Consider the following 247-nt stretch of genomic DNA (forward strand, 5'->3'; position numbering starts at 1 on the left):
TCAGATGCGGTAATCAGTGGCGTTGAAACCCAGAAGAATCCCTGCTCGTTAAAGAAGCGATGCAGCGCCTGCGCCAGCGTATGGCGAACGCGCGCGACGGCACCAATCAGGTTTGTGCGCGGACGCAGGTGAGCGACTTCACGCAGATACTCAATGCTGTGGCGTTTTGCCGCCATCGGGTAAGTGTCTGGATCTTCAACCCAACCAGCAACTTCAACCTTGCTGGCCTGAATTTCAAATTGTTGCC

The 247-nt window shown here is 55.1% G+C and carries 1 pseudogene; it reads right to left on the bottom strand.

Going from position 1 to position 247, the window contains the following annotated elements:
• Positions 1 to 247: pseudogene (locus tag SB756_RS33705) on the bottom strand (asparagine--tRNA ligase); the annotation flags it as partial.

The organism is Pseudomonas sp. SIMBA_068, assembly GCF_046534705.1.
Classification (GTDB): Bacteria; Pseudomonadota; Gammaproteobacteria; order Pseudomonadales; family Pseudomonadaceae; genus Aquipseudomonas; species Aquipseudomonas putida.